The sequence below is a fragment of the Embleya sp. NPDC059237 genome (genome assembly GCF_042754105.1).
Taxonomy (GTDB): Bacteria; Actinomycetota; Actinomycetes; order Streptomycetales; family Streptomycetaceae; genus Embleya.
Genome location: NZ_JBHZAE010000022.1, coordinates 136132 through 160048 on the forward strand (window position 1 = coordinate 136132; position 23917 = coordinate 160048).

General features: G+C 70.9%; 19 protein-coding genes. 3 read left to right on the top strand and 16 right to left on the bottom strand.

The window, feature by feature from the left end:
• Positions 1-7: 7 nt before the first annotated feature.
• The 3 genes from uvrC to uvrA all read right to left on the bottom strand — a co-directional run bounded on the left by uvrC (position 8) and on the right by uvrA (position 5631).
• Positions 8-2164, bottom strand: coding sequence for an excinuclease ABC subunit UvrC (gene uvrC / locus ACFXKZ_RS44580; protein WP_380011318.1), 2157 nt, complete (start codon positions 2162-2164; stop codon positions 8-10).
• Positions 2165-2203: 39 nt separating this feature from the next.
• Complete coding sequence (locus ACFXKZ_RS44585) at positions 2204-2680, bottom strand: Rieske (2Fe-2S) protein (protein ID WP_380011321.1); 477 nt, start codon at positions 2678-2680, stop codon at positions 2204-2206.
• Between the two features lie 104 nt (positions 2681-2784).
• Positions 2785-5631: an excinuclease ABC subunit UvrA gene (uvrA, locus tag ACFXKZ_RS44590; RefSeq protein WP_380011324.1), complete on the bottom strand. Its 2847-nt coding sequence runs from the start codon at positions 5629-5631 to the stop codon at positions 2785-2787.
• A gap of 416 nt (positions 5632-6047) precedes the next feature.
• On the opposite strand from uvrA, the gene ACFXKZ_RS44595 reads away from it, so the two are divergent.
• Together ACFXKZ_RS44595 and ACFXKZ_RS44600 are read left to right on the top strand one after the other, a co-directional pair.
• Positions 6048-6782, top strand: a complete 735-nt coding sequence (locus ACFXKZ_RS44595) for a maleylpyruvate isomerase family mycothiol-dependent enzyme (RefSeq protein WP_380011327.1) — start codon at positions 6048-6050, stop codon at positions 6780-6782.
• 45 nt (positions 6783-6827) lie between these two features.
• A complete protein-coding gene (locus ACFXKZ_RS44600) occupies positions 6828-7484 on the top strand; it encodes an MBL fold metallo-hydrolase (RefSeq protein ID WP_126641290.1) in 657 nt (218 codons plus the stop codon).
• 25 nt (positions 7485-7509) lie between these two features.
• Here the strand turns inward: ACFXKZ_RS44600 and ACFXKZ_RS44605 are convergent, their stop codons facing one another.
• Entirely contained in the window at positions 7510-8064 is a 555-nt protein-coding gene (locus ACFXKZ_RS44605; RefSeq protein ID WP_380011330.1) for a CGNR zinc finger domain-containing protein, read from the bottom strand.
• A gap of 125 nt (positions 8065-8189) precedes the next feature.
• On the opposite strand from ACFXKZ_RS44605, the gene ACFXKZ_RS44610 reads away from it, so the two are divergent.
• Positions 8190-8354 (top strand): hypothetical protein, encoded by a 165-nt coding sequence (locus tag ACFXKZ_RS44610; RefSeq protein ID WP_380011333.1) that lies wholly within the window; start codon positions 8190-8192, stop codon positions 8352-8354.
• On the opposite strand, the gene ACFXKZ_RS44615 is transcribed toward ACFXKZ_RS44610, so the two are convergent.
• From ACFXKZ_RS44615 to ACFXKZ_RS44670, 12 genes are all read right to left on the bottom strand, one after another.
• On the bottom strand, positions 8351-9340 hold the full coding sequence (locus ACFXKZ_RS44615; protein WP_380011336.1) for a TerC/Alx family metal homeostasis membrane protein: 990 nt from the start codon (positions 9338-9340) through the stop codon (positions 8351-8353). The two genes, ACFXKZ_RS44610 and ACFXKZ_RS44615, sit on opposite strands and share 4 nt — an antisense overlap.
• Before the next feature lie 166 nt (positions 9341-9506).
• On the bottom strand, positions 9507-10163 hold the full coding sequence (locus tag ACFXKZ_RS44620) for an exonuclease domain-containing protein (RefSeq protein WP_380011339.1): 657 nt from the start codon (positions 10161-10163) through the stop codon (positions 9507-9509).
• Between the two features lie 1617 nt (positions 10164-11780).
• Positions 11781-13529, bottom strand: coding sequence for a TerD family protein (locus ACFXKZ_RS44625; RefSeq protein ID WP_380011342.1), 1749 nt, complete (start codon positions 13527-13529; stop codon positions 11781-11783).
• Between the two features lie 104 nt (positions 13530-13633).
• Entirely contained in the window at positions 13634-14206 is a 573-nt protein-coding gene (locus ACFXKZ_RS44630; protein WP_078977660.1) for a TerD family protein, read from the bottom strand.
• A gap of 218 nt (positions 14207-14424) precedes the next feature.
• Complete coding sequence (gene uvrB, locus ACFXKZ_RS44635) at positions 14425-16506, bottom strand: excinuclease ABC subunit UvrB (RefSeq protein WP_380011345.1); 2082 nt, start codon at positions 16504-16506, stop codon at positions 14425-14427.
• Positions 16507-16723: 217 nt separating this feature from the next.
• Complete coding sequence (gene coaE, locus ACFXKZ_RS44640) at positions 16724-17323, bottom strand: dephospho-CoA kinase (protein ID WP_380011348.1); 600 nt, start codon at positions 17321-17323, stop codon at positions 16724-16726.
• 141 nt (positions 17324-17464) lie between these two features.
• On the bottom strand, positions 17465-18220 hold the full coding sequence (locus ACFXKZ_RS44645; RefSeq protein WP_380011351.1) for a decaprenylphospho-beta-D-erythro-pentofuranosid-2-ulose 2-reductase: 756 nt from the start codon (positions 18218-18220) through the stop codon (positions 17465-17467).
• Between the two features lie 63 nt (positions 18221-18283).
• Positions 18284-19669 carry an FAD-binding protein gene (locus tag ACFXKZ_RS44650; RefSeq protein WP_380011354.1) on the bottom strand — a complete coding sequence of 462 codons (1386 nt, stop codon included), beginning with the start codon at positions 19667-19669 and terminating at the stop codon, positions 18284-18286.
• The gene (locus tag ACFXKZ_RS44655; RefSeq protein WP_380011357.1) at positions 19662-20660 is read right to left on the bottom strand and encodes a decaprenyl-phosphate phosphoribosyltransferase; all 999 of its coding nucleotides are present in this window, start codon (positions 20658-20660) and stop codon (positions 19662-19664) included. Before ACFXKZ_RS44655 ends, ACFXKZ_RS44650 begins: the two co-directional genes overlap by 8 nt.
• Positions 20661-20664: 4 nt before the next feature.
• Positions 20665-21228 (bottom strand): phosphatase PAP2 family protein, encoded by a 564-nt coding sequence (locus ACFXKZ_RS44660; RefSeq protein ID WP_380011360.1) that lies wholly within the window; start codon positions 21226-21228, stop codon positions 20665-20667.
• 355 nt (positions 21229-21583) lie between these two features.
• On the bottom strand, positions 21584-22651 hold the full coding sequence (locus tag ACFXKZ_RS44665) for a hypothetical protein (RefSeq protein WP_380011363.1): 1068 nt from the start codon (positions 22649-22651) through the stop codon (positions 21584-21586).
• Entirely contained in the window at positions 22641-23906 is a 1266-nt protein-coding gene (locus ACFXKZ_RS44670; protein ID WP_380011366.1) for an MFS transporter, read from the bottom strand. The genes ACFXKZ_RS44665 and ACFXKZ_RS44670 overlap by 11 nt, the downstream gene beginning before the upstream one ends.
• Between the last annotated feature and the right edge of the window lie 11 nt (positions 23907-23917).

A 23917-nucleotide genomic window follows, 5' to 3' on the forward strand; every position in this document is an offset into this window, starting at 1 on the left:
GCCGCACCTACGGCTGGGCGAGTTCAACGCTTCCTCCTGCTGGTTCCTGCCTCGGGGGTGCAACCGGGACCGCCTCGTCCGTCGCGCCGACACCGTCGTCGGCGCCGCCTTCGCCGCCGTCGTCGACCTCGGCACCGCTACCGGCGTCGATGCCGCCGGCGGCGTCGTCGTCTTCCATGATCTCGCCTGTGGCGGTGTTCACGGCGGGAGCCGCGGGCGCCCGCGTGGCGAGCGCCGCCACGATCGCCGCCGCGGTGGCCCGACCGATGCCGGGCACCTCGGTGATCTGTTCGATCCGGGCCGCGCGCAGGCGCTTGAGCGAGCCGAAGTGCGCGAGGACCGCCTTGCGCCGGGTCTCGCCCAGGCCCGGGATGTCGTCCAGCGCGCTCGCCGTCATCGCCTTGGAGCGTTTGGCGCGGTGGTAGGTGATCGCGAAGCGGTGTGCCTCGTCGCGGATGCGCTGGAGCATCAGCAGCGCCTCGCCGCTGCTGCGCGGGAGCACGATGGGGTCGTCCTCCCCCGGGACCCAGACCTCTTCGAGCCGCTTGGCCAGGCCGCACACGGTCACGTCCACCACGCCGGCCTCCTCCAGGGCCCGCATCGCGGCGGCGACCTGGGGTTGCCCGCCGTCGACCACGACCAGCTGCGGCGGATACGCGAACCGCTTCGGCTTGCCGGTCTCGGGGTCGATCGGCCCGGTGTGCTCCGCGCCGTCGGCGCCCTGCGCGTCCGTCGCCTCCGCCGCGGCATCGCCGGCCGCGTCCCGCGCGAGGTCGGACTTGTACCGCCGAAAACGCCGGGTCAGCACCTCGTGCATCGCGCGCGGGTCGTCCTGGCCCTCGAAGGTCTTGATCGCGAAGCGCCGGTACTCGCTCTTGCGCGGCAGCCCGTCCTCGAAGACCACCATCGAGGCGACCACCTCGGTGCCCTGCAGGTGCGAGATGTCGTAGCACTCGATGCGCAGCGGCGCGGTGTCCATCTCCAGTGCCTCGGCCAGCTGTTGCAGCGCCAGCGAGCGGGCGGTCAGATCGCCCGCCCGGCGCAGCTTGTGCAGGTTCAGCGCCTGGGCGGCGTTGCGTTGCACGGTCTCCTGGAGCGACTTCTTGTCGCCGCGCTGCGGCACCCGCAATTCGACCTTGGCGCCGCGCAGTTCGCACAACCATTCGCTCAGGGCGGCGGTGTCGGCGGGCAGCGCGGGCACCAGCACCTCGCGCGGCACCGCCTCGCCGCGCTGTTCGCCGTAGAGCTGCTGGAGGAAGTGCTCGACGAGGTCGGCGGTGTCCACGTCCTCGACCCGCTCGGTGACCCAGCCGCGTTGGCCGCGCACCCGGCCGCCGCGCACGTGGAAGATCTGGACGGCGACCTCGAGTTCGTCCTCGGCGAGGGCGATCACGTCGGCGTCGGTGCCGTCGCCGAAGACGATCGCGTTCTTCTCCAGGGCGCGGGTGAGCGCGGCCAGGTCGTCGCGCAGCCGGGCCGCCTTCTCGTATTCCATCGCCTGCGCGGCCTGCTTCATCTCGCCCTCGACGCGCTTGACGTAGGGCCCGGTGCGGCCGGCCATGAACTCGCAGAAGTCCTCGGCCAGCGCGCGGTGGTCCTCGGCGGAGATCTTGCCGGTGCACGGCGCCGCGCACTTGCCGATGTAGCCCAGCAGACAGGGCCGGCCCACCTGGCGGGCGTTCTTGAACACCCCGGCCGAGCAGGTGCGTACCGGGAAGACCCGAAGCAGCAGGTCGAGCGTCTCGCGGATGGCCCACGCGTGCCCGTACGGCCCGAAGTAGCGCACCCCCTTGCGGTGCGGACCGCGCATCACCTGGGCGCGCGGGAACTCCTCGTTCAGCGTCACCGCGAGCGAGGGATAGCTCTTGTCGTCGCGGTACTTGACGTTGAAGCGGGGGTCGAATTCCTTGATCCAGGAGTATTCGAGCTGGAGCGCCTCGACCTCGGTGCCGACCACGGTCCAGTCCACCGAGGCGGCGGTGGTGACCATGGTCTGGGTGCGCGGGTGCAGGTTGGCCAGGTCCTGGAAGTAGGACGAGAGCCGGGCGCGCAGGTTCTTCGCCTTGCCGACGTAGACCACGCGCCGGTGCTCGTCGCTGAACCGGTACACACCGGGCGACGTCGGGATCTGGCCGGGCGCGGGCCGGTACGACGACGGGTCCATTTCTCCACCCTATGTGCTGGCTCCAACAGATTTTCGCGGTCAACCCACCACGATCTCGCCGTTCGCGACGGTGACCGGCAGCGGCGTCAGACCGCGCTTGGCGGGTCGGCGCACGACCGAACCGTCGTTCATCGAGAACTGGCTGCCGTGGCACTGGCACTGGATGACACCCTGGTCGACCTTGGTGACCAGACAGCCCTGGTGCGGACAACGGGCGTCGAACGCTTTGTAATCGTCCTTGGCCGGCTGGGTGACCACGATCGAGGTGTCGGTGTAGACCTTGCCCTTGCCGACCACCACGTCGTCGGCCCGGCCCACCGTGACCGGACCGTCGAGCAGCTTCTTCTCGTGCGGCGTCGCGGGCTGGTTGTCCGTCGCGCAGGCGGTCACGGCCGCCCCGGCGACGCCGACCGCGCCCACCACCGCGGCGCCGCGCAGCAGCGTGCGCCGATCCGGTCCGGTCCCGCCCGCGGTGTCGGACGGGTGCTCGGGCCGGGGCTGGTGCTGCGCGGTCATGCGGGATCTCCTTGTGAACGGGTGACGCCGGTGGCGCGGCCGGACGTCGGCCGCGCCACCGTGAGGCCGGTCAATCCTCGCACCCGGCCCCTGCGCCACTCGCGTCAGCGTCGGTCGTACAGCACGTCCTGGAGGAACTTGCCGGTGTGGCTGCCCGCCACCTCGGCGACCTCCTCGGGGGTGCCCTCGGCGATGACGAGACCGCCGCCGCTGCCGCCCTCGGGGCCGAGGTCGACGACCCAGTCGGCGGTCTTGATCACGTCGAGGTTGTGCTCGATCACGATCACCGTGTTGCCCTTGTCGACCAGGCTGGTCAGCACGCCGAGCAGCCGGCTGATGTCCTCGAAGTGCAGACCCGTGGTCGGCTCGTCGAGGACGTAGACCGTCTTGCCGCTGGAGCGGCGCTGCAGCTCGGAGGCCAGCTTGACGCGCTGCGCCTCGCCGCCGGAGAGCGTGGTGGCGGGCTGGCCCAGACGCACGTAGCCCAGGCCGACGTCGTTGAGCGTGCGCAGGTGCCGAGCGATCGCGGGGACCGCCTCGAAGAAGGCCAGGGCCTCCTCGATCGGCATGTCCAGCACCTCGGAGATGTTCTTGCCCTTGAAGTGCACCTCCAGGGTCTCCCGGTTGTAGCGCGCGCCGTGGCAGACCTCGCACGGCACGTATACGTCGGGGAGGAAGTTCATCTCGATCTTGATCGTGCCGTCGCCCGCGCAGTTCTCGCAGCGACCGCCCTTGACGTTGAACGAGAACCGGCCCGGGAGGTAGCCGCGCACCTTGGCCTCGGTGGTCTCCGCGAACAGCTTGCGCATGTGGTCGAACACGCCGGTGTAGGTGGCCGGGTTGGAGCGCGGGGTGCGCCCGATCGGCCCCTGGTCGACGTGCACGACCTTGTCCACCAGGTCGGTGCCGGTGATCCGGGTGTGCCGGCCCGGCACGCTGCGCGCGCCGTTGAGCTCGCGCGCCAGGTGGGTGTACAGGATGTCGTTGACCAGGGTCGACTTGCCCGAGCCGGAGACGCCGGTGACCGCGGTGAGCACGCCGAGGGGGAAGCCCACGGCGACGTCGCGCAGGTTGTTCTCCCGGGCGCCGTGCACCACCAGCCGGCGCTTCTTGTCCGGTACCCGGCGCTCGGTCGGGGTGGGGATCGACCTGCGGCCGGAGAGGTAGTCGCCGGTGGCCGAGCGTTTGTTCTTGAGCAGGTCCTTGTAGGTGCCCGAGTGCACCACCTCGCCGCCGTGCTCACCGGCGCCCGGGCCGATGTCGACGACCCAGTCGGCGACCCGGATGGTGTCCTCGTCGTGCTCGACCACGATCAGCGTGTTGCCCATGTCGCGCAGCCGGACCAGGGTCTCGATCAGCCGGTGGTTGTCGCGCTGGTGCAGGCCGATGGAGGGCTCGTCGAGTACGTAGAGCACGCCGACCAGACCGGAGCCGATCTGGGTGGCGAGCCGGATGCGCTGCGCCTCGCCGCCGGACAGAGTGGCCGCGGGACGGCTGAGCGAGAGGTATTCCAGGCCCACGTCGATCAGGAAGCGCAGCCGCTCGTTGACCTCCTTGAGCACCCGCTCGGCGATCTTCTTCTCCCGCGCCACGAGCTTGATCCGGCTCAGGAACTCGGCGCAGTCGCTGATCGACATGCCCGCCACGTCGGCGATGGACTTGTCGGCGATGGTCACCGCGAGCACGATCGGCTTGAGCCGGGCGCCGTGGCAGGTGGCACACGGCACCTCGCGCATGAAGCCCTCGAAGCGCTCGCGACTGACGTCGGTCTCCGCTTCGGAGTGTCGGCGCACGATGTAGGGCAGCGCGCCCTCGAACGAGGTGTAGTAGGAGCGCTCGCGCCCGTAGCGGTTGCGGTACTTGACGTGGATCTGCGTCTTGTGGCCGTTGAGCAGCGCCTTCTTGGCCCGCTGCGGCAGCCCGTCCCAGGGGATGTCGGTCCGAAAGCCCATCTCCTCGGCGAGCGAGGAGACCAACCGGCCGAAGTATTCCGACGCGTGTCCGACGTTCCACGGCGCGAGCGCGCCCTCGTCGAGCGACTTCTGCCCGTCGGGCACGACCAGCTCGGGGTCGACCTCCATGCGGGTGCCGATGCCGGTGCAGTCGGGGCAGGCGCCGAACGGCGAGTTGAACGAGAACGAGCGCGGTTCCAGCTCCTCGAACGACAGGTCGTCGTAGGGGCAGTAGAGGTGCTCGGAGAACATGCGCTCGCGGTGCGCGTCATCCTCGGGCAGGTCGACGAAGTCCAGGATGACCATGCCGGAGCCGAGCGCGAGGGCGGTCTCCACCGAGTCGGTCAACCGGCGCTTGGCGGAGGACTTCACGGTGAGGCGGTCGATGACCACCTCGATCGTGTGCTTCTCCTGCTTCTTCAGCTTGGGCGGGTCGGTCAGCTGGATCACCGTGCCGTCCACCCGGGCCCGGCTGTAGCCCTTGGACTGGAGTTCGGCGAACAGGTCGACGAACTCGCCCTTGCGCTCGCGCACGATCGGCGAGAGCACCTGGAAGCGGGTGCCCTCCTCCAGCTCCAGGACCCGGTCGACCACCTGCTGCGGGCTCTGCCGGGCGATCGGCCGGGAGCACTCGGGACAGTGCGGGTGGCCGATCCGGGCGTAGAGCAGGCGCAGGTAGTCGTAGACCTCGGTGATGGTGCCGACCGTGGAGCGGGGGTTGCGGTTCGTCGACTTCTGGTCGATCGAGACCGCGGGCGACAGGCCCTCGATGAAGTCGACGTCGGGCTTGTCCATCTGCCCGAGGAACTGGCGCGCGTAGGACGACAGCGACTCGACGTAGCGGCGCTGTCCCTCCGCGAAGATCGTGTCGAAGGCGAGGGAGGACTTGCCGGACCCGGACAGGCCGGTGAAGACGATGAGCGAGTCGCGCGGAAGGTCGAGGGAGACGTCCTTGAGGTTGTGCTCGCGCGCGCCACGGACGATGAGACGGTCGGCCACTTGAGAATCGAAACCCTTCGACGACATGCCGCTGCGGCTGAATGGTGTCGAGCTGAACGGAAGCCGATCAGAGGCTGATCGGTACGCGTCGACAGTGCGGATCGAGGATGCGGACCCGGGGGCGGTCGCAGTCGAGGTCACGCCGGTGGTGACGTTCTGCGGCCCCGGATCGTTACGTCCTCGCGCCATCGTAAGCAGCCGCGGGCAGGTGTTTGTTCCCCTTTGAGGCGCCAGGCTATCGCACATTCATTCGAACAAAACTTCTTCGGGCCCTTCTTCACCCGATCGTGTGAAGCCCCGGCCCGGGCACTCGGGCCTGCCCGCCGCACTAAGCTGCAACATCACAGACCTCCGTCGCATCGGGACCCGTCTCGTTCCGCGAATCCGCGGCGGAGGGCGATCCGGGGGAGGTAATCGTGACCACGGACGGGTTCGAGCCGGCCGCACTGCTCGCGGAGATCAACGAGGCGACCGCTCAGGTCCTGGCGAGCGCGGAACGACTGTCGGCCGAGCACCTGGCCGGCCCGTCGCTGCTGCCCGGATGGAGCCGGGGCCATGTGCTGACCCATCTGGCCCGCAACGCGGACGCCCTGACCAACCTGCTGAACTGGGCGCGGACCGGGATACCCACCCCGATGTACCCGCCGGGCGACGCCCGCGACCGGGCCATCGAGGAGGGCGCCGGCCGGCCGCCGCGGGAGCAGCTCACCGACCTGTACGACGCCTCGGGCCGGTTCGCCCAGGCGTTCACGGCGATGACGCCGACCGCGTGGGGCGCCAAGGTGACCGCGCGCAACGCCGGCGAGATCGCCGCGACGACGCTGCCCGCCAAACGGCTGCGCGAGTTGTACATCCACCACGTCGACCTGGACGCGGGCTGGACGCCGGCGCACTGGCCGACCGAGTACGCCGACCGCGAGCTGAACGAGGTGGCGGCCTCCTTCCGCGGCCGGCCGGACTGCCCGCCGCTGCTGCTGCGCGACGACATCACCCACCGCGAGCTGCTGATCGGCCCGGAGGGCGTGGCCCCCGCCGCGGTCGTCTCGGGCCGCCGCCAGTCGCTGCTCGCCTGGCTGATCGGCCGCGCCAACGGCGACGGGTTGAGCGTCGAGCCGGCCGGCCCCCTGCCGACACCGCCCGCCTGGATGTAGCCCGCCGGTAGCCGAGAGGGCGCGCGGCCGGGGAGGATGGCCCGCATGACGTATCACGGATCCGTGAAGGTCGGCGGCGCCCCGGCCGTGCGCGAGCTGGCCGAGCTGATGATCACCAAGGTGGCCGTCGGGCCCTACGACAACGACGCCTACCTGCTGCGCTGTCGCGCCACCGATGAGCAGTTGCTGATCGACGCGGCCAACGACGCGGGCACGCTGATCACCCTGGTGGGCGACGGCGGCCTGGCCAAGGTGGTCACCACCCATCGGCACCAGGACCACTGGCAGGCGCTGGCCGAGGTGGTCGCACACACCGGGGCCACCACGCTCGCGGGGCGCGCCGACGCCGAGGCCATTCCGGTGCCCAGCGACGTGCTCCTGGACGACGGCGACACGGTCGCGTTCGGGGCGATCGAGCTGCGGGCCATCCACCTGGTGGGGCACACCGAGGGCAGCGTGGCGCTGCTGTACGACGACCCCAAGGGGCACCCGCACCTGTTCACCGGCGACTGCCTGTTCCCGGGCGGGGTGGGCAACACCTTCGGCGATCCCGCCGCCTTCGACCACCTGATCGACGACGTCGAGCACAAGTTGTTCGACGTGCTCCCCGACGAGACCTGGGTCTACCCGGGCCACGGCAACGACACCACGCTGGGCGCGGAGCGCCCCAACCTCGCCGAATGGCGCGCCCGCCGCTGGTAGCGGATCCGCGGGGCGCCGGGCCGGTTCAGACCCGTCCGGCGCCCTCGGCGGCCCGCCGCCTGGCCCGGTGCGCCGCCACGTTCGCCCGGTTGGCGCAGGTGTCCGAGCAGTAGCGCTTGCGACCGTTGCGCGAGGTGTCCGCGAACACGCGGTCGCAGGCCGCCGCCGCGCACACCCCGGAGCGGCCGAGCCCGTAGTCGGCCACCAGGTTGGCCAGCCCCAGTGCGGTGCTGATCCGGATGCGCTGGACGAACGGCACCCCCGACGGCGCGTGGTGCAGGTGCAGCCCATACCCGTGATCCACCAGCCGAGGTCGCGACTCGACCCGCTCCAGCAGGCCGTTCACGTGCGCCACGGCGGCCTCCAGATCACCGAGCACGAAGAACGCGCGCAGCTCCCGCGCCCAGGCGAGCAACGGTTCGAGCGCGCTCTCGTCCAGGTCGGCGACCAGATACGAGAACGGCCTCAGCACATCGCGCGCGGACTGCACGTCCGGCGCCGCGCCCTCCTCGCCGGTCCACGCGTTGACCATCGCGACGGCAGCGCCGACCCCGTCACTGCGGTAACCGTTGACTTCCATTGAACCCTTACCTAGGCTGCGAACTATGTAAGGAGCTACACCAGCACACCCATTACCCTAGTGAACATGGGGGCAACGCGATGTCTTCCCGGTGCGACGCCTGCGGGCGGATCGAGGATCCGCGTATGACCGTACTGTCCCGGCACCTCACATCCCAGGGCGAAGTCGTCTACACCCGCTGCCTGTGCGGCAGCGTCGGCGTACGACTGCGGCCGGGCCCGGACGCACGGCGGCCCCCGCACGAGATCGTCCTCGCGCAGGGGCCGCCGGCCGTACCGCTTCCGGGTTAGACGCTCGCGTCCCGGTCCGCCTTCGCGGCCGCCTCGGCCGCCGCCCGCTCGTCCTTCTTCGTCTTGCGCAGACTCAGCACCGTGGTCACCGCCAGGGTCGCCACGATCACGCCGAGCGAGAGCGGGATGCCGATCTCCGGCACGTGCACGCCCTCGCCGTGCAGCGCCTCGAAGATCAGCTTGACCCCGATGAAGCCCAGGATCACCGACAGGCCGTACGACAGGTAGACCAGCTTCTTCAGCAGTCCGCCGATCAGGAAGTAGAGCTGGCGCAGCCCCATCAGGGCGAACGCGTTCGCCGTGAAGACGATGTACGGCTCCTTGGTGAGGCCGAAGATCGCCGGGATCGAGTCGAGCGCGAACAGCACGTCGGTGGTGCCGACGGCGATCATCACGATCAGCATCGGCGTGACCAGTCGCTTGCCGTTCTCGCGCACCACCAGCTTCATGTCGCGGTAGCCGTCGGTGGTCGGCAGCACCTTCTCGACCTTGCGCAGGAGGGCGTTCTCCTCGAACTCCTCCTCCTCGTCCGACTGCGCCTCCTTGATCAGCTTCCACGCGGTCCAGATCAGGAACGCGCCGAAGATGAAGAAGACCCACGAGAACGCGGCGACCACGGCGGCGCCGGCGGCGATGAAGGCGCCGCGCAGCACGAGCGCGAGCAGCACACCCACCAGCAGCACCCGCTGCTGGTACTGCGGCGGCACCGCGAACTTGCCCATGATCAGCACGAACACGAACAGGTTGTCGACGCTCAGCGACTTCTCGGTGATGAAGCCCGCGAAGAACTCGCCGCCGGGCTCGGCGCCGGCGAAGACCGTCAGGCCGATGCCGAACAGCACGGCGAGGCCGACCCAGAAGATGCCCCACAGGGACGCCTCCTTGAGGGTCACCTCGTGGGGTTTGCGGTTGATGAACAGATCGACGGCCACCAGTGCCAGCAGCACGACGATGGTCAGGATCCAGGCAACGGGTGAAACGTCCACTGCGCCTCCGGCAGACGTGGGGGGTCGCGTCATCGCCGGAGGGGGGTCTGTACCCCTCCGATTGCCTCCAGGATGCCAGAAGGTAAAGGAAACACCAAGCGATCCTTTGCCAAATCCTGGTGACAGGGCGCCCGGTGATCCCTGTGTCGGGCTGCCCGGATACCCGTCACCGGGCGGGCGCGAACCCCCGGCGCGGCTTGAGCACGGGCGCGTGCAGGGTCTCGGGGGCACGGGCCGGCGGCACCGGCAGACCCAGGCTGCGGGTACCGAGGCCGGCGAGGAGCAGCGGCAGCAGGCGGGCGGTGACCCGGGCATCGGCCAGGGCCGCGTGCGCGTCGGGGAAGGTCAGCCCGAAGTGGGCGCAGCAGGTGCCGAGCTTGTGGTCGGCCAGCGGCAGGCCGGACGCCTTGGCCAGCCGCATCGTGCACAGCGCGGGCAGGGTGGGCGGGGCCAGGCCGGCGGCGACGAACTCGGCCTCCAGGAAACGCTGCTCGAAGGAAGCGTTGTGGGCGACGACGACCGTGCCCGCGAGCAGGCCGGCCAACTCGGTGGCGATCTGCGCGAAACGGGGCGCGCCCACCACGTCGGCGGCGGTGATCCGGTGCACGTGGCTCGCGCCCACCGACCGCCCCGGATCGAGCAGCGTGGTCCACTCCCGCAGCACCTCACCGGTGCCGCGCATCCGCACGACGCCGATCTCCACGATCCGGTCCCCACGAGCGGGCGAGAACCCCGTCGTCTCCAGATCGACAACCGCGAACTCGGTCCGCGCGACCTCGGCGGCCACCCCGAGCATCCGCACCGGATCGGCATAGGCGAACAAGGCGACATCCCTTTCCCCAGGCCGCCTCGATCACGACCGACGGCCCGAGAGTCTACGACCCCAGGCCCCCGCTTCCCGCCCCTTTCCCCCCAACTCCCCCAAACCGACGACCCTTCCCAGTCCACCACCGACCCGGCCGGCCGATCTCGACCGAGCCGCAGCATGGTGCGCGCCCACCCGGATCACCCCCAAACACCCGACCGGCGCAGCGATTTCGGGCACCCGAGCACCACGCCTGGCAGCCTGGTAGCCACCCCCGCCAGGGTTGTCCTCAAACGCCGAACGGGCCGGCTGCTTTCCGAATGCCCCGACCACCGGAAGCCGCAGCCGGACGGCGACCCACGCGGGATCGTCCTCAAACGCCGGACGGATTTGGCAATTCGGGCATCTCGACCGCCGAAAGCTGCGGCGCGACGTTGGCCTGCTGCCGGGCGCTCAACCCCCGAACGCGCCGGCCGGTTGCCGGATGCCCCAACCACCGAATCCCGCAGCCGGACGGCGACCCACCCGGGGCGTCCCCGAACGCCGGACCGGCCGGGTGGGATCGTCCACCCCAAAGCGCCGGAGGCCGCGGCTTGGTCATGGCTCACCCGCGATCGTCCTCAACCGCCGGACGGGCTGGATGCTTTGGGCACCCGGCCTGCCCGGGGTCGTCCTCGAACGCCGGACCGGCTGGATGGATTTCGGATGCGCCGACCGCCGGAAGCTGCGGCTGGACGGTGACTCACCCGGGGGTCGTCCTCAACGCCGGACGGGCTGACTGTTTTCGGTACCCCGAGCGCCGGGGCTGCGGTTTGCTGGTGGCCTCCGGCCGGGTGTCCTCAAACGCCGGAAAGGCTGGGGACTTCGGTTCGGGTACCCCGAGTCCCGGAGGCTGCGGCATGGTGATGACCGCCGGCCCGGTGTCCCCAAACGCCGGACGGGGCAGCTGGTTCGAGAACGCCGAGCGCCGGCGGCTGAGGTCGGGTAATGACGTTCGGCCGAGCACCCTCAATCAGCCCATCCGCCACTTGTGGACAGCGGGCCACAGCCCCCAACACTCGAGGCTCCGAACAATCAGCGCGCCGCCCGGCACTTGAGCACACCCGGCCGGAGCCCAACAACCACCGCAGCCTTGGCACTTGGAGCACCGAACACAATCAGCCCGCCCGACGCGCTTGAAGACACCCGACCGGAGGCCACCACCCATCCGCAGCCCCCGGCACTCGGGACGCCCGAAACACCCAGCCCGTCCGGCGCTTGAGGACAACCCGCAAGAAGGCGACCAGCAAACCGCAGCCCCGACACTCGGGACACCGAACAATCAGCCCGTCCGGCGCCCGAAGACACCCGGCCGGAGGCCACCACCCAACCCCAGCCCCCGGCACTCGGGACGCCCGAAACACCCAGCCCGTCCGGCGCTTGAGGACAACCCGCAAGAAGGCGACCAGCAAACCGCAGCCCCGACACTCGGGACACCGAACAATCAGCCCGTCCGGCGCCCGAAGACACCCGGCCGGAGGCCACCACCCAACCCCAGCCCCCGGCGCCGACGCACCCGAAACACCCAGCCCGTCCGGCGCTTGAGGACACCGCGCGGCCCGCGGCCCGGAGGCCCCCCACCCGGCCGCCCCCGGCCTAGCGCGCGCCCGCCACCCAGGACAGGAGTTGGCGTGTGGCCTCCGCGCCGCCGGAGGGCAGGTCCGGGGTGTACACCCACGGCAGGCCGATCCACGGATCCATGATGTGATCCTCCGGAATCGCCGTCAGCCGCAACAACGACCGCCACAACGGCTCCAGCAGCGGCCCGAACGACTCGGCGTCCACCCGCGACCCGACCACGATCACGTGCACCCCGACCCGCGGCCCCTCCTCGACGATGTGTCGCAACTGAGCCGCACTGCGATCGTCGAACCCGAACGGGAAATCGTGCACCAGCAACAACTGCCGCGCCAGATCAAGCCCGTCCGGCAGCGAGTCCACCGCGTCGTTGGCCACCGCCATCCGCACCAGCTCGATGCGGTCGATGATCCGACCCAGCAGCGCCGAGATGTCGGCCGCGTCCGTGGCCACCGGCCCCACCAGCAGCCGCGAGGCCGCCAGCGGCTGCAACGGCGCAGCCGCCGTGCCCTTGCCCGCCGGGTCGATCACGTGCACCTTGAACTCGCCCACCGGGAAGGCCGCGAACATCCGCGCGGTCAACGACACCGCCAGCTCGTTCGCCCGCTCCGCGCCGTCGCCCCGCTCGCCCTCCAGACCGGTGGCGCCGGTGTCCACCCACAACCCGCGGTCCATCGGCAGCCGCAACACCATCGGCACCCGCAACTCGGGCCGCTCCGGCAGATACAGGTCGCCCAGCCGAATCGCCGGCGCCCCGTCCTCCGGCGCCTGCCACCCGGCCCACGACGTGCTGTCCCAACGCGCCATCACCGGCGGCAGGTTCGGCTCCAACTGCTCGACCTCGCCGACCAGTTGCGCGGTGTCGCGATCCAGTACCGCCTTGGCCTGCTCGGCCAGCGCCCGATGCCGATCCCGCGCGGTGTCCTGCGCGGCCAGCCCGGCGGGCGAAAAGCGCGCGGCGGGGTCGTTCAGGACCCCCTCCAGCTCCTTGTCCAGCCGGCCGTCCGCGTACTCGATCGCCGAGCGATAGGCCGCCGCCGACCGCGCCGCGTCCTCGAAGACGCCCCAGACCTGCTCGTACAGCTTCTCCACCTCGCGCCGCGCGGCGCGCCGGTTCGCTTCCTGCTCGACATCCGGCGGCGGCGCGGCCCAGGCCATGCCGCCGTTCGCGTCCACGCGCGGCACGGTGCCCGGCTCGCGCGGCTCCGTGGGCGCGTTCGCGGCGCTGAACGGCGCGGCGGCCGGCCCGCCGAGGGCGGTCCGCGCGCGGTCCACCACCCGGGCCCGGTTCTGTACCCCGACGTCCTTGAGCAGCGCCTCCAGGCCCGCGTCGTAGCCCTGCCCGACGGCGCGCACCTTCCACGCCCCCTGGCGCCGGTACAGCTCGACGGTGTGCAGTGCCCGCTCGTTGCCGAGGTCGGTGACCCGGAAGGAGGCCAGGTCCTCGCCCCCCGCGCGCACGGTGACCACGGGCGCCGCGACCACGCCGAAGCGGTCCACGCCGCCGCCCTCGAGCGAGGCGCCGACCAGCACCCGCTCGACCTCGGCGGGCAGTTTGTCCAACTCGAAGGTCGCACCGGCCTGACGGATCGTCACCCCGGCGGTGTCGCCACCGCCGCGCTGGACCACGTCGTCGTCGCCGCGGACCCGATCGTCGGCCCCCACCAGGGCCACCACCAGCTCGACCGGACACTGCGCGGCGACCTCGACCTCCACCCGGGTGTCGGGCAGTGCCAGATTCTGACCCCGTACCAGTTCGGTGCTCACGTGCGTTCGTCCCCTCCCCGCCCCGCCGGGACGGACCCCGCGCGAGCGGGCCGGGAGGCGTCGTCCGCCCGTCCCGGCCCGCTCGCCATGTGTGGTTGTGCGTCCTACAGGTGCGCCATCAGAGCCGGCAGGAGGTCGCGCAGGGTCTGCCCGTGGGCGGGCTCGCCGATCGCGGCCATCTTCCAGCCGGTGCCGTGCCGATACAGCTTGGCCATGATCTGGCCGGTGTAGTTGCCACCGCCGGAGAGCGTGTAGCGAGCCAGCTCGGTGTTCGTGGTCTCGTCCACGATCCGGCAGAACGCGTTCTCGATCTCCTGGAAGGTCTGCCCCTGGAAGGAGCTGACCGTGAAGATGATCTGGTCCACGTGCACCGGCACGCGACCCAGGTCCACCAGAATCGACTCGTCGTCACCGTCACCGTGCCCGGTCAGGTTGTCGCCGGTGTGGCGCACGGACCCGTCCTTGCTGGTGAGCTGGCCGAAGTAGCAGACGTCGACCGGCTGGTTCTCCGCGAAGAGCACGCACGACGCGTCGAGGTCGACCTCCTTCTCCCGGCTGCCGAACAGGCCGCGGCGCTTGATGGCGTCCCAGCCCAGGCCCATCCGGACCATGGTCAGCTCGCCACCACCCGGCTTGTCGAGTGAAATCCTCTGGCCCTTGGACATGTTGACGGCCACTGGCGACGTCTCCCCTCACAGATTTTCGGTCACGCGGCTCGTGGGCCCCGCCCCGGAACGAGGCAGGCGGGCCCGTACTGGCCGCAGAGTAGTCCTCGGGGGTCGCCGGTGTCCCGGCGAGCCCCCTCGGACACATTCAGGGTCACGAACCTACCGGTCATGACGTACGGGCTCGGCAGGCCGTTCCCTCGGATCCGGCGAGCCGTCCCGTCATCCTGCTACGCGATGCCCGCGGCCTTCATCCCGCGCAGCTCCTTCTTCAGCTCCCCGACCTCGTCGCGCAACCGCGCGGCCAGCTCGAATTGCAGTTCGGAGGCGGCGGCGTGCATCTGGTCCGTCATCACCCGGATCATGTCGGCCAGGTCGGTCGCGGGCATGTCGCTCGCCCCGCCCTTGCGGCCGAGCGCCGGCACCGGTGCCTTCTGCCGGCCCCGGCCCCCGCCGGACAGCAGGTCGGCGGTGTCCGCGTCCTCGCGCGAGATCGAGTCGAGGATGTCCACGATCTTCTTGCGCAGCGGTTGCGGGTCGATGCCGCGCTCGGCGTTGTACGCGACCTGCTTCTCGCGCCGGCGATTCGTCTCGTCGATCGCCTTCTCCATCGACGGGGTGATCCGGTCCGCGTACATGTGCACCTGGCCGGACACGTTGCGCGCGGCGCGGCCGATGGTCTGGATCAGCGAGGTGCCCGAGCGCAGGAAGCCCTCCTTGTCCGCGTCCAGGATGGACACGAGCGAGACCTCGGGCAGGTCCAGGCCCTCGCGGAGCAGGTTGATGCCGACCAGCACGTCGAACTCGCCCAGCCGCAACTCGCGCAGCAGCTCCACCCGGCGCAGCGTGTCGATGTCGCTGTGCAGGTAGCGCACCCGCACACCCTGCTCCAGGAAGTAGTCGGTCAGGTCCTCGGACATCTTCTTCGTGAGCGTGGTGACCAGCACCCGCTCGTCCTTCTCGGCCCGGATCCTGATCTCGTGCAGCAGGTCGTCGATCTGGCCCTCGGTCGGCTTGACCACGACCTCGGGGTCGACCAGTCCGGTCGGCCGGATGATCTGCTCGACCACCTTGTCGGCCTTGGCCAGCTCGTACTTGCCGGGCGTCGCCGACAGGTACACCGTCTGGCCGACCCGCTCCAGGAACTCCTCCCACTTCAGCGGGCGGTTGTCCATCGCGGACGGCAGCCGGAAGCCGTGCTCGACCAGCGTGCGCTTGCGCGACGCGTCGCCCTCGTACATCGCGCCGATCTGCGGCACGGTCACGTGCGACTCGTCCAGCACCAGGACGAAGTCCTCGGGGAAGTAGTCGAGGAGCGTGTTCGGCGCGCTGCCGGCCTCGCGGCCGTCCATGTGCCGCGAGTAGTTCTCCACGCCGGAGCAGGTGCCGATCTGGCGGAGCATCTCGATGTCGTAGGTGGTGCGCATGCGCAGTCGTTGCGCCTCCAGCACCTTGCCCTGCTTCTCCAGCAGCGCCAGCGACTCCTCCAGCTCGCGCTCGATCCCGACGACCGCGCGCTCCATGCGCTCGGGGCCGGCCACGTAGTGGGTGGCGGGGAAGACGTACAGCTCGTCGTCCTCGCTGACCACCTCGCCGGTGAGCGGGTGCAGCGTCATCAGCGACTCGATCTCGTCGCCGAACATCTCGATCCGCACGGCCAGCTCTTCGTAGACCGGGAAGATCTCGATCGTGTCGCCACGCACCCGGAAGGTGCCGCGCGTGAACGCGACGTCGTTGCGGGTGTACTGGTTGCCCACGAAGCGGCGCAGCAGCTCGTCCCGCTCGATCTCCTCGCCGACCCGCAGCCGGACCATGCGGTCCACGTATTCCTGCGGGGTGCCCAGGCCGTAGATACAGGACACCGAGGCGACCACGACCACGTCACGGCGGGTCAGCAGCGAGTTGGTGGTCGAGTGCCGCAGCCGCTCGACCTCCTCGTTGATCGAGGAGTCCTTCTCGATGTAGGTGTCGGTGGTCGGGACGTACGCCTCGGGCTGGTAGTAGTCGTAGTACGAGACGAAGTATTCGACGGCGTTGTTGGGCAGCAGCTCGCGGAATTCGTTGGCGAGCTGCGCGGCGAGGGTCTTGTTGGGCGCCATGACGAGCGTCGGTCGCTGCAGTCGCTCGATCATCCACGCGGTCGTCGCCGACTTCCCCGTGCCGGTGGCGCCGAGCAGCACCACGTTGCGGTCGCCGGCCTTGATCCGCTCCTCGAGCAGATCGATCGCCTGCGGCTGGTCGCCGGACGGTTGAAAGGGACTGACGACCTCGAAAGGCGCCACTTTGCGTTCGAGATCGGTGATGGGTCGCACGCCATACACGTTACGACCCCACGCCGACAAACGCCGCAAGCCCAACCCTCGGCAGCCTTCCGTACCCCCGGAAACCCACCCCCAAGGCCACGACGGGCCGCCCACGGGCCGGATCGGGCCACCTGCTCACCGCAGAAACCGCAGCCTCCACAGCAAACGCAACGGGCGGAACGGGCGGGTAAACCCCACCGACCCGCGCCCCACCCACGACCAAGCCTCAGGCGCCCGTCAACCGCGACCACAATGAGCGCACCTGCGGCTCCAGCGCCTCCAGCGGCCCGTCGTTGTCGATCACCACGTCCGCGACCGCCAGCCGCTGCTCCCGCGACGCCTGCGCGGCCATCCGGGCCCGCGCGTCGGCCTCCGGCATGCCCCGCAGCCGCACCAGCCGGTCCAGCTGCGTCTCGGGGGCCGCGTCCACGACCACCACCAGGTCGTACAGCCCGGCCAGGTCGTTCTCCACGAGCAGCGGCACGTCGTTGACCAGCACCGCGTCCTCCCCGGCCGCCGCCGTCAGCTCCGCCGCGCGCGCCCCGACCAGCGGATGCACGATCGCGTTCAGCGCGGCCAGCCGCTCCGGCGCGCCGAAGACGATCCGGCCCAGCCCCGGTCGATCGAGCGAGCCGTCGGGCAGCAGCACAGACTCGCCGAATTCGGCGACCACCGCCGCCAGGCCGGGCGTCCCGGGCGCCACCACCTCGCGCGCGATCCGGTCCGAGTCGATCACCACTGCGCCCAGCTCCGCGAGCAGCCGCGCCACCTCGCTCTTGCCCGCCCCGATCCCACCGGTCAGGCCGACGTTTCCCCTGCTGCCCATGCCCGCGCCCCTCGTCCGTACCCGGGTCAACCACGACCGGGCCACCGTAGCGGCCGGGCGGCGCCCGCCCCGAAGGCCCCGGCCCCGGACACGCGAAAGCCCGCCCCGGACCACCGGGACGGGCCTTCGCGCGGCGTGAGGTCAGATGTTGAGCTTGCGGAAGATCGGCCGCGGCACGTGCCGCAGCGCCGACATCACGAAGCGGAACTGACCGGGCACCCACACCACCGACGACTTGCGCCGCAGGCCCTTGACGATCGCCTCGGCGACCACCTCCGGCGTGGTGGCCAGCGGCACGTCCGGCAGGCCCTCGGTCATCTTGGTCCGGACGAACCCGGGCCGGACCACCATCACGTGCACGCCCGTACCGTGCAGCTTGTCGCCCAGGCCCTGCGCGAACGCATCCAGGCCGGCCTTGGTCGAGCCGTAGATGAAGTTCGACTTGCGGGCCCGCTCGCCGGCCACCGACGAGATCACCGCGAGCGCCCCGTGCCCCTGCCGGGACAGCGCGTTCGCCGCCGCGAGCCCGGCCGAGACGCCGCCCACGTAGTTCACCTGCGCGACGCGCGCGGCGGCGGCCGGGTCCTTCGCGTCCGCGTCCTGGTCGCCGAGCACCCCGAACGCGAGCAGCACGACGTCGATGTCGCCCGCCGCGAAGACCTCGTCGATGGTCTTCTCGTGGTCGTCGGGCTCGGCCGCGTCGAACGCGACCACCTCGACCGTGGCGCCGCGACCGCGCAGGTCGTCGGCGGCGGCCTCGAGCCCGGCGGAGGGGCGTCCGGCGAGCACGACCCGCCGCACACGCTCGGCGACCATCGCGCGGGCCGTGGTCAGCGCGATCTCGGAGGTACCGCCGAGAACGAGCAGGGACTGCGGTGCGCCCAAGGCGTCTTTCACGGTGCGTCCTTCACAAAAGCGTGGTTCACGAGACGGAGGAGGGAGTGCTGCGTGGCCGGCCGGTCAGATCCCGAGCCGGCGCGCCTGGTCGGAGACGAAGACCCCGTCCGGGTCGACCTTGGCGCGCACCTCGCGGAACTGCTCCAGCCGCGGGTACATCCGGGCCAGGTCGGCCGGGTCCATCCGCGAGTCCTTGGCGAGGTAGAAGCGGCCCTCGTTGGTCAGCACGATCTCGTCGAGCTCGCGCAGCAGCCGGGCCAGGCCGGGGGTGTTGGTCGGGAAGTCGAGGGTCAGCGTCCAGCCCGGCTTGGGGAAGGACAGGAAGCCCGCGTTACCCGGACCGAAGCGCTTGAGCACGGTGAGCGAGGAGGGCGCGCCGTGCCGGCTGATCGTCTCGACCGCCTTGACCAGCCCGTCCTCGCGGCCGAACGGCACCACGAACTGGTACTGGAGGAAGCCGGTCCGCCCGTAGACCCGGTTCCACTCCTGGACCAGGTCCAGCGGGTGGAAGAACGCGGTGATCGACTGGAGTTGGCCGACCTTGTGCTTGGGCGCCTTGCGGTACCACAGCTCGTTGAACAGCCCCATGGTGAGCTTGTTCGGCAGCCGACCCGGCACCAGGTCCGGCACGGTCAGCAGCGAGCCGGTCCGAAAGCGCAGCGGGTCCCGGCGCTGCTTGGCGGGCAGGTCGTCCAGCGCCGCGAACTCGCCGCAGGTGAGCACGCAGCGGCCCAGGTTCGGGCCCTTGGCCAGGCAGTCGAGCCAGGCGACGGTGTACGTGTACTTCTCGTCCGTCTCGGCCATCAGCGCCATCGCCTCGTCGAGGTTGCGCGTGCGGTCGGTGTCCACCGACGCGAGCGAGGTCTCGATGGGCGTCATGCGGATGGTCGCGGACAACACCAGGCCCGTCAGGCCCATGCCGCCGGCGGTGGCCCAGAACAGCTCCGGGTCGTTGTCCGGGGTGACGGTGCGCTCGGTGCCGTCGGCCAGGAGCAGGTCCATGGACAACACGTGGTTGCAGAAGCTGCCGTCGGCGTGGTGGTTCTTGCCGTGCACGTCGGCGCCGATCGCGCCGCCCACGGTCACCTGCCGGGTGCCGGGCGTGACGGGGACGAAGAAGCCGAACGGGACGAACAGTTCGATCAACCGGTCCAGGCTGACCCCGGCCTCGCAGGTGACCAGACCACGTTCCAGGTCCACTGCGAGGATCCGGTCCAAGCCGGTCATGTCCAGGACGGTGCCGCCGCCGTTTTGCGCGGGGTCGCCGTACGAGCGGCCCAGGCCGCGGGCGATCACCCCGCGCGAGGTGCGCTGCCCCAGGGCGGTCGCGACCTGCTCGCGGGTGGTGGGTCGCACGACGTCGGCGAAGGTGGGGGCGGTGCGTCCCCACCCGTTCAGCCGGACCCGCCGAGCGGTTGGTCGTACGTCGGCCGACGGGCCGTCAGACATGGAACACTCCCAGAACAAAGGTGAGAAGCCAGGCGAAGCCAAGGCCGACGAGGACCTTGTCCTTGAGGAGAACGTCCTCGGGGGACCCCGCGGTTCCGGCGTCCACGTACACGGCGTAGCGCAGGAAGGCGAAGCCGAACGGGACCAGGGACAACTGGTGCCAGGCCAGAGTGGAATCGCCCTCGGGGATCTGGAACGCCCACAGCGAGTAGGTGAGCAGCGTCACCGACACGGCCATCTGCCACACGAAGCGCAGGTAGGTGATCGAGTAGTTGGCCAGCGAGGCGCGCGTCTTGGCCGCCTCCTCGCCCATCAACACCATCTCCGAGTAGCGCTTGCCCGCGACCATGAACAACGACCCGAAGCCCGCGGTGAGCAGGAACCAGCGCGACAGCGGCAGTTCGGACGCGGTGCCGCCGGCCATCGCCCGGAACAGGAAGCCGGAGGCGACCATGGCCAGGTCGAGCACGACCACGTGCTTGAAGGAGAAGCAGTACGCGACGTTGAGCACCACGTACAGTCCCAGGACCAGCGCGGTCCCCGGGTTGCACAGCAGCACCCCGAGCACCACGGCGGCGATGCCCAGGATCGGGCCGAGCGTCCAGGCGAGCTTGACCGGCACCACGCCGGAGGCGATCGGGCGGTTGCGCTTGGTGGGGTGCTCGCGGTCGGCCTCGACGTCGAACGCGTCGTTGATGTAGTAGATCGCCGAGGCGGCGAGGCAGAACAGCACGAACATGATCGCGCTGTGGCCCAGGACGTAGCCCTCGTCCAGTCGCCCGGCCGCCAGCGGCGCGGCGAACACGAGCACGTTCTTGACCCACTGTTTGGGCCGGGCCAGCTTCAGCAGGCCGCCGGCCAGTCCGCCACGCGGCGGCGCGGGCGCCTCGACCGGGGTCGGGGCCACGGCGGTCGCCGCCCCGGCGGCCGGGCCCGGTACGACCAGGGCCTCGTCCGGCTCGAGCGACGCTTCGACTTCGGATGTACTCAAGACTTCAGAACCCCTTCGGACGCTCTGCGCGGCGGACCCAGGCTCGACCCAGGCCACCCGCGGCGAGACCCATGGTCGCGCCGGCGGCCACGTCGGACGGATAGTGGACGCCCACGACGAGCCGCGAGAAACACGTCGCGGCGGCTGCCGTGCCGGTGACGGCCGTGGGCAGCAGACCGTGGAACGCCACGGCCGCGGCAGCGGAGGAGACGGAGTGCGAGGAGGGGAAGCTGTGTCGGCCGGCGGTGCGCACGGTCGGCTCCAGACCCGCTATCGCCGGTCGGGGGCGGCGCACGACCCGCTTGATCACCATGCTGGCCACGTGCGCCCCGGCGACGGTCGCGGTGGCGCGCAGCCATTCGGGCCGACGGTCGCGGTCCACCGCGGCGCCGACCAGACCCGCGGCGAGCCAGACACCCGCGTGCTCCCCGGCGAAGGACAGTGCCTTGCTCGTGCGCTGGACGACCGGGTGCCCGGTGCGCCCGCGCACCCCGCGATACAGGGCGACGTCGGACGCGCCGACGTTCTTGACTACCTGCCCGGTGGCGAACGCTCCACCAAAGGCCATCGAAATCCCCAATTCCTACTGCACGTCGAGTGGGCGCCCTGCCCCGAAGTCCGGGGGCCTACGTGCTTCGGCGGTCGTCCCGACCGCCACACGGGCCACTTCCATATGAGCCCGGCGCATGGCACCAATGAGTCAGGGTACGCGAACCTCGCAGGCGCTCTTCGCCGAGTCGGCCCGGTATCGCCCCGAAGGGGCCGCCACCGATCGGGCACCCGTCCTGCGGCTTCGTTCCAGGTCACACGCTGCCGAACGGCTGACACCGCCCGGGCCGCGACCGGCATTTCGTGACGGAACTGTGGCAGACCCGCAGCCTGCGCGAGGCCGGGCCGATGCACAAGCGCGTCCTTGCGCGCGGTCAGCGCAGCGGCGCCGGGGAGAATCCGCCGATCACGAGCCGGGTCGGCGCGCCGCCGCCGTCGGCCGGCACCGACCACACGTCGCCGGCCGCACCGGAGCCGGTGGGCAGTGCGTACCCCACCGTGTGGTCGTCGATCCAGATCGCCTGGTCGTCCACGCTGTGGGTCTCCGCGAGCGGCGTCTCGCGCATCGTGGCGAGGTCGAGCACATGCAGCCGCCATGGGTTGCGGGTGCTCTGCGAGATCTTCTTCTTGAACACCAACCGGGTCCCGTCGGGGGACAACGACGGGCACTCGACGTTCTCCCGCAACACCGTCATGGTGCGCGCCGCGAGGTCCCCGCGGACCAGGTACGTGCGGCCGGTGGTGTTGGTCGACAGGGTGGCGTAGAAGGTGTTGTCGTCGGCGGTGAAGGTGACACCCCAGAAGTTGCGGTCCGGCGACTTGAGTTCCTTGCCGTCGCGGGTGGTGGTGAAGTCCTCCAGGTTCGCGGTCAGCTCGCCCGTGCGGGTGTCCAGGATCGAGGTCCGGGTGGAGAAGGTCATGGACGCGTACGAGTCGCCGTAGACGAACACGGTCCACGAGGCCATCCGCCCCGACGCCGAGACCCGGGCCCGGTTGGGCGTGCCGGCCAACTCGACCCGGCGCACCTGGCGCAGGTCCGCGTCCAGGACCAGCGCGACGGGGGTCCTGGTCAGGCCGCCCTCGGTGGCCAGGCACACCGCGGTGCCGCCGGCCGCGTAGACCCGGTCGCAGGAGCGCTCGCCCACCGTGCGCGGCCCGCCCGGATCGGCAGCCGCGACGGTGGCCAGCCGGCCGTACCCCGGGCCCGACTCGGTGCTGCGGAACAACAACCGCGGCGCGCCGACCAGGCTCAGCGGCGGCCCGCCCGGCGCGGTGCCGTCGCCGCCGTAGAGCCGGTCGTCCTCGCGCCGCACCGCGTACACCGTGTAGCCGACCGCGATGCCCGCGAGCAGCACCAGAACCAGCGCGAACACCAGTACGCGCCGCCGGGTGACCACCGGCTTCACCGGCGCGTCGGCATCGGCGTCGAGGTCAGCGGACATCGTGGACCTCCGTGGGTCGCGTCGCCCGCACCCGGCGACCCGCCAGGGCGAGGGTGGAGCCGAACAGGGCCACCGCGAGGGCAACCGCGAGCACCCGGATCGCCGTCGCCGGCCCCCACGCGGTCCACAACGCGCCGAAGACCATCGAGGAGGCGAACCGGCCCACCGCCTGCCCGGTCTGCACCACCGCCATCCCGCCCGCCCGACCCGCCGCCGGCAACCGCGCCCCCACCGCGGCCGACAACACGCCGTCGGTGGCCGCGTAGAACACCCCGTGCAGGGCGAGCACGATCAGCAACAGCGGTACCCCGCCGAGCGGGCCGCCCAGGAACAGATACGCCGCGAGCAGCGCCCCGTGCCCGGCCAGGAACACCCGGCGCCGCCCGATCCGGTCGGCCAGCCGCCCCAGCGGCAGCGCCAGTACCAGGTAGACCCCGGCGGTGCCCAGCGGCAACAGCGGGAACCAGTGCGGGCGGATCTCCAGCCGGTGCTGGAGCAACAGATACACGAACGCGTCGCTGACCGTGACCAGGCCCAGCACCGCCGCGACCACGCACAACCGGCGATAGGGCCGATCCCGCAACAGCCGCGCCCCGTCACGCCATCCGGGCCGGTGCTCCGTGGGATCGCGGTGGTCGCGCACGAACAGCACGAGCATCGCCACCGCCACCAGGCCGACGCAAAAGCTCACCACGAACACCGCGTCGTATGCGGTGCCCACCGCCGCCAGGATGGTGAACGCCACCAGCGGCCCGGTGAACGCCCCGACCGTGTCGAGCGCACGATGCACGCCGAACGCGCGCCCCTGCGCCTCGGGCGTGCTCGACAGCGAGATCAGCGCGTCGCGCGGCGCCGTCCGCAGCCCCTTGCCCGCCCGGTCGGCGGCGAGCACCGCGCCGATCCCCGGCACCGAGGCGCCCACCAGCGGCAGGCCGAGCTTGGCCACGGCGGACATCCCGTAGCCGACCACCGCGACCGGCTTGCGGGCGGCGAACCGATCCGCGAGGTGGCCGCCGATCAACCGCAGGAAGACCGTGACACCGGAGTACAGGCCGTCCAGGAAGCCGAACTGAAGCATCGTCAGACCCAGGCCCGTGACCAGGTAGACCGGCATCACCGCGGTGACCATCTCGGAGGAGATGTCGGTGACCAGACTGACCATGCCCAGGGCGATCACATTGCCGGTGACCACCGCACCGCGCCCCGACCCGGGCCGCGCGAGCGGCGCATCCGCACGTGTGGACGAGACGTACACGCCGCACCCTC